This is a genomic window from Laspinema palackyanum D2c, assembly GCF_025370875.1.
Classification (GTDB): Bacteria; Cyanobacteriota; Cyanobacteriia; order Cyanobacteriales; family Laspinemataceae; genus Laspinema; species Laspinema palackyanum.
In genome coordinates, this window is record NZ_JAMXFD010000027.1 from 92,538 (window position 1) to 96,966 (window position 4,429).

Annotated in this window: 4 protein-coding genes and 1 pseudogene; 3 read left to right on the top strand and 2 right to left on the bottom strand. The window is 50.7% G+C overall.

The genetic code is table 11. The annotated features are described in order from the left end of the window. Window positions 1–269: 269 nt before the first annotated feature. Together NG795_RS23140 and NG795_RS23145 are read left to right on the top strand one after the other, a co-directional pair. Complete coding sequence (locus NG795_RS23140; protein WP_367290990.1) at window positions 270–986, top strand: general stress protein; 717 nt, start codon at window positions 270–272, stop codon at window positions 984–986. 357 nt (window positions 987–1,343) lie between these two features. Further along, complete coding sequence (locus tag NG795_RS23145) at window positions 1,344–1,817, top strand: BON domain-containing protein (RefSeq protein ID WP_367290991.1); 474 nt, start codon at window positions 1,344–1,346, stop codon at window positions 1,815–1,817. A gap of 122 nt (window positions 1,818–1,939) precedes the next feature. Here NG795_RS23145 and NG795_RS23150 read toward each other — a convergent pair whose 3' ends face one another. Then, window positions 1,940–3,292 (bottom strand): hypothetical protein, encoded by a 1,353-nt coding sequence (locus NG795_RS23150; protein WP_367290992.1) that lies wholly within the window; start codon window positions 3,290–3,292, stop codon window positions 1,940–1,942. 452 nt (window positions 3,293–3,744) lie between these two features. Between NG795_RS23150 and NG795_RS23155 the strand changes: the two genes are divergently transcribed. Beyond that, the gene (locus NG795_RS23155; protein WP_367290993.1) at window positions 3,745–4,095 is read left to right on the top strand and encodes an anion permease; all 351 of its coding nucleotides are present in this window, start codon (window positions 3,745–3,747) and stop codon (window positions 4,093–4,095) included. Window positions 4,096–4,222: 127 nt separating this feature from the next. On the opposite strand, the pseudogene NG795_RS23160 reads toward NG795_RS23155, so the two are convergent. Further along, a pseudogene (locus tag NG795_RS23160) lies at window positions 4,223–4,429 on the bottom strand (hypothetical protein); the annotation flags it as partial.

The window sequence follows — 4,429 nt, forward strand, 5'->3', positions numbered from 1 at the left end:
TTGTTGCTACTGACCGATCGCCGGTTTATCTCTCAATAGGGGTAGAGATCAATGACCCCATCCAGAAGAATATGAGATGGAGCAATCGCCGAAGTCCTTTGTAGGGCTAAGTTTTGGAATTTGGCTGGCCAAAGATTGTCCCGATCGCCTGTTGGTTACTAAGTTCCCCCTTTCGAGGGATGAATCTCCTCGGCAAACGTGGTGTAATTGAAATGTAAGACGGAAAGATATGTAGTTTTTCCAAATAAATTTTTCAAGCAGGAGGAAACATGGCTATAACATACCAAAAACGAGCCGTTGGTACATTTCCCACTCGGATGCAAGCAGAACGGGCATTGCGCGAACTCAAAGATAGTGGCTTCCCAATGGACCGCGTATCTGTGATTGCCAAGGATGAAAATCGTCCCATTTCGGATGACCTCCACGGTGATGATCGAGGCAATAAAGCCGATGAAGGTGCAGCAGTGGGTGCAGCAACCGGAGGGGCGATCGGAACCATTACGGGTTTACTCGTAGGTTTGGGTGCACTTGCCATTCCCGGGATTGGTCCTATCATGTTAGCCGGTGCAACAGCAACCGCGTTGGCAACTACCGCAGGTGGGGCAGCGATCGGTGCAGCAGCAGGGGGCCTAATCGGTGCTTTAGTTGGCCTGGGAATTCCTGAAGAACGCGCTCAAGTGTATAAAGAGCGCGTCTCCCGGGGTGATTACTTAGTGATTGTAGATGGAAGCGAAGCAGATATTGCTCGTGCTGACACCATTTTAAATCGGGGTGGCATCGAAGAATGGGGCGTGTATGACGCTCGCAACACCCATGATGTGCATCATCAAACCGACGTTGTTCGTCGTCAAGAAACCGTGGTTGAAAATCGCACCCCCGTGGTTGAACGGGAACGGGATGTGGTTCGTACCGATGGCGATGTCGTCTATGAGGATAATGTTGTTAAGGTCGTTGACCATACCACAGAACGGGATATCCGCCGCTAAACTTTAGCTTGTTTCTAAGCAAAGGATGAGGCTGGAACCCTTGGCCTTGATTGAACTCCGTTTATACGGAATTCGGTTGCTTTAGGTCTACACAAACCCACACCCTCAAGGGTGGGGAAAAAAGCGGATAAAGCCCGAGAAGCGCGGGCTCAAGAGAAAACCGACTTTTACCAACCCGATTTGGTATTACAGGGTTCCAGCAGTCGAGATCTTGTGTTCTCATAGAGAATTTTAAACAGATAGTTTCAATTGGGGCGATTCAGATGTGCTGAGGATACCTCCCAAGCCGGTTGTGTAACCCATCAAAACTGAATCGCACATCTACCCTAAACGTAAAAAAAATTCAGGAAAATAACCATGAAAAAGATTACTCCTTTCTTACTCGGACTTGCCGTTTTATTTGGTGCCGGTGCTTGTCAGGACGTATCCCGCACCAGCGCTGATGCTCCTGTTACCGCCGACGGAACCGTAGAGGAACCCGCTCAAGTGGGAGAAACCTACGAAGATGCCCGGGATGAGACTCGCCGCGCTCAACTCGATAGCGACATTCGGGCGCGGGAAGAACGAAACAACGTTGCGGGCGACCCCCTAGAACGTGCAGATAGTGACCTAGCTAGTGAAGTTCGCAGTAAGCTAGAAGCCAATATCCCCCAGGGTAAGTTGGCCGTAATTGCTGAAGAGGGTGTGGTTACCGTGACAGGAACGGTTCCTAACCAAGAAAAATATGACTCGATCGCCACTTTAGCCCAAGAAATTCGCGGGGTAAAAGAGGTGAAAGTAGACGCACAAATTGTTGAACCGACTGAAGCCCCAGCTCCGGCAGATCAATAGAACAAGCGGGCAATTATGAGCGCGCTCATAATTGCCCCTCTTTAAAAAATCAAGGTGCGTTAGGCATTTGTCTAACGCACTTTGTTCGTTGCTGGAGGTTGAATACCCCTCGCCCCTCAATCCTAAAACCGCTGCAATTGTTTATCTTTGTCTCGGGCAAATTTCAGCAACTCCTCAGCTTCTGCGGAGACAGTGGTTCCGGCTTGCACTTGCTCCAATTGGGTGATAATTTTGCGTAAGTCGCCCGAGAGTCTTCCCCAGTCGAGACTCTCTTGCTCAACTTGTGCCAACTGCTGCCAAGTGGCGATCGCCTCTTTTGCTTGATTCAGGGTTTGCACAGACTCCTTTTCCGCCTGTAACCGCGTCGCCACAATCCCGCGATTGACCTCATATTCCGCCAGTTTTTTCTGAACCTCCAAATAGTCCGGTGCATCCGGTGTCACCTGTTCCAACCGGGCGATCGCCATATCCCACAATCGTTCAACTTGCTCCCACTGCGCTGCCGAATGGGGCGGATTTTGGGAGGCGACTGCCGCTTGCATGGCAAATGCCTTCGCCGCATCCATCGTCGTCGCCGTTTTCAAACTCCCCTCTGCCGAACCCACCACCTGTTCAAAATCCCGCATAGCTGCTGTCAGCTTGGGTTGTGCCATTTGACTCGCTAAGGTTCCTGGGGCAATTTCCACTAAGCGATCAATTGCCGACTGCCATGCCGCGATCGCCTGTTGTTTCTCCGTCAGGTTCGTTGCCTGCTGATACTCCTGTTTTGCGTTATTCAGCGCCGTTTCCACCTCCCAAAGCTGAGTCTGAGCATTCTGTTGCTGAAACAGGGTCGCTTCCATCCGCCCGATCGCCTTGCGCGCTGACTCAAACTCATCTAGCGTAAACTTCCAACTACAACCAAACAAAGTGCAGTACCGTTCCGGGTAATACCCCAAAAACCACACCGGCAGGCGATCGAGAGATTTTTGCGCCAGCTTGACCTTTTCGGTTCCCAAATCAAAATCCGCCCGACTCGTGGCATTATTGACCAGTTGATCCGCCTGTTCCACCAGAGAAATCGCTTGGCGATAATTATGGTCCATACTGATAAAACTCGGCAGCAACACCACCGGAATCGTCTTAGAAACTGGACGGCGAATCATCGGATAGGGGAGATTAAGCACCCAAATCACAGCGGCAACTCCTGCCGCCCCTCCGATCAGTCCAGGGATCCATTTGAGCGCGCTCAAGGGTCCGGGAGGACGATTTGCCTTTTCTGCCGCTTGCAAAATTTGTTCATCAAACTGAGGATAAATATCACTCAGAGTTTCTCGTAGTTCTGCCGCAGTCACGGGGTCTCCCGATTGAAGGCGAAATTTTTCTAAGCGCTTCAAAGCCATACTCTGCTGGAGTTTGCTGGCGGAATCGGTCCCAGTGGATTTTTCGATTTCGCCACGGAGGATATTAAATGCGCGATCGCTCAAACGAACCATAAACAGGACCTTGGTAATGGGTTCCGGTAAGCTGGGATGGCCTTGGCGCAGCCCTGTTGCTCAGGAGTGGGAGCAAGATCCTCGATTGGGGAATAGCGAGCATCTTGCTCCCACTCTTAAAACTTCCGCATTATCCCTAAATCTAGGGGCATCCAAGTAAATATTGCCTCAATAGTAGGGAAGATTTTCAAAATAGGCGTAAGTTTATTCTGTGATTATCTCATAACCGGATTGAGGCAAATCTAAATCAATCTTAAAATTCATGGCCACCCGGGGCGGTTGTGGCTTTATAAAAATATTTAAAATTGGGAAAGCGATCGCCTATCATAGCCGGAATGTGTCGAAAATCCGCCATTCTGGCTAATCAAGTCTTCTGGATTGTCCGCGCCGACTGCTGGCGAGGATAACCCACTCCCCTCTCAAGCGCGCTTCACCCCTTTTTCATACCAAACATGGGCCTAAAACAGTATTTTGGGTTTATCTCCAAGCGCATCAGCGCCTTCTTGCAGCGATCGCAACTCTTTCAACATCGCTGGATCGGCTACTTAATCGCCAGGGCGATTTATGTCACCCTCTTACTCATCCCGCTTCCGGGGTTTGAACCCAATGCACAACGCGCCTTTGCCGTCTTTGGGTTAGCCGCCTTTTCCTGGGGGACCACCCTGCTCCCCTTGCCGGTAACGGCGATCGTCATCCTGTTCTTGCTGCCCTTTAGTGGGGCAATTTCCGCCCAGGAAACCTACGCCTATTTTGGCAACCGGGCGGTGTTTTTCATTCTCGGGGCCTTCATTTTGGCATTGTGATGGAAGCGGAGAACGGCAATTCCAAACGTAAAGGGAAGCCCTTGGGCAACCTATAGGGGCGTCTTTGACTTCGCCCATGAATCCGACTTGTCGGAAGTTCAGAAATCCCTCCGGGGAATCCGTTAACCTAAGCATGGAGGTCGCCCCCCATGCTCGGCTTCAGAACCGGACGTGAGAGTTTCCGCTCATCCGGCTCCTCTCCAGATTGACCCTTGAGATGGGTACTAAGCTGGGTTGAAAGATTGCCTTTTCCACCTTGTATTCGGTCGTGACAGTGACGGTGAATGGCTGTCAAATTCTCCATTCTGGTATTGCGATGGTTTCCATCGGTGTG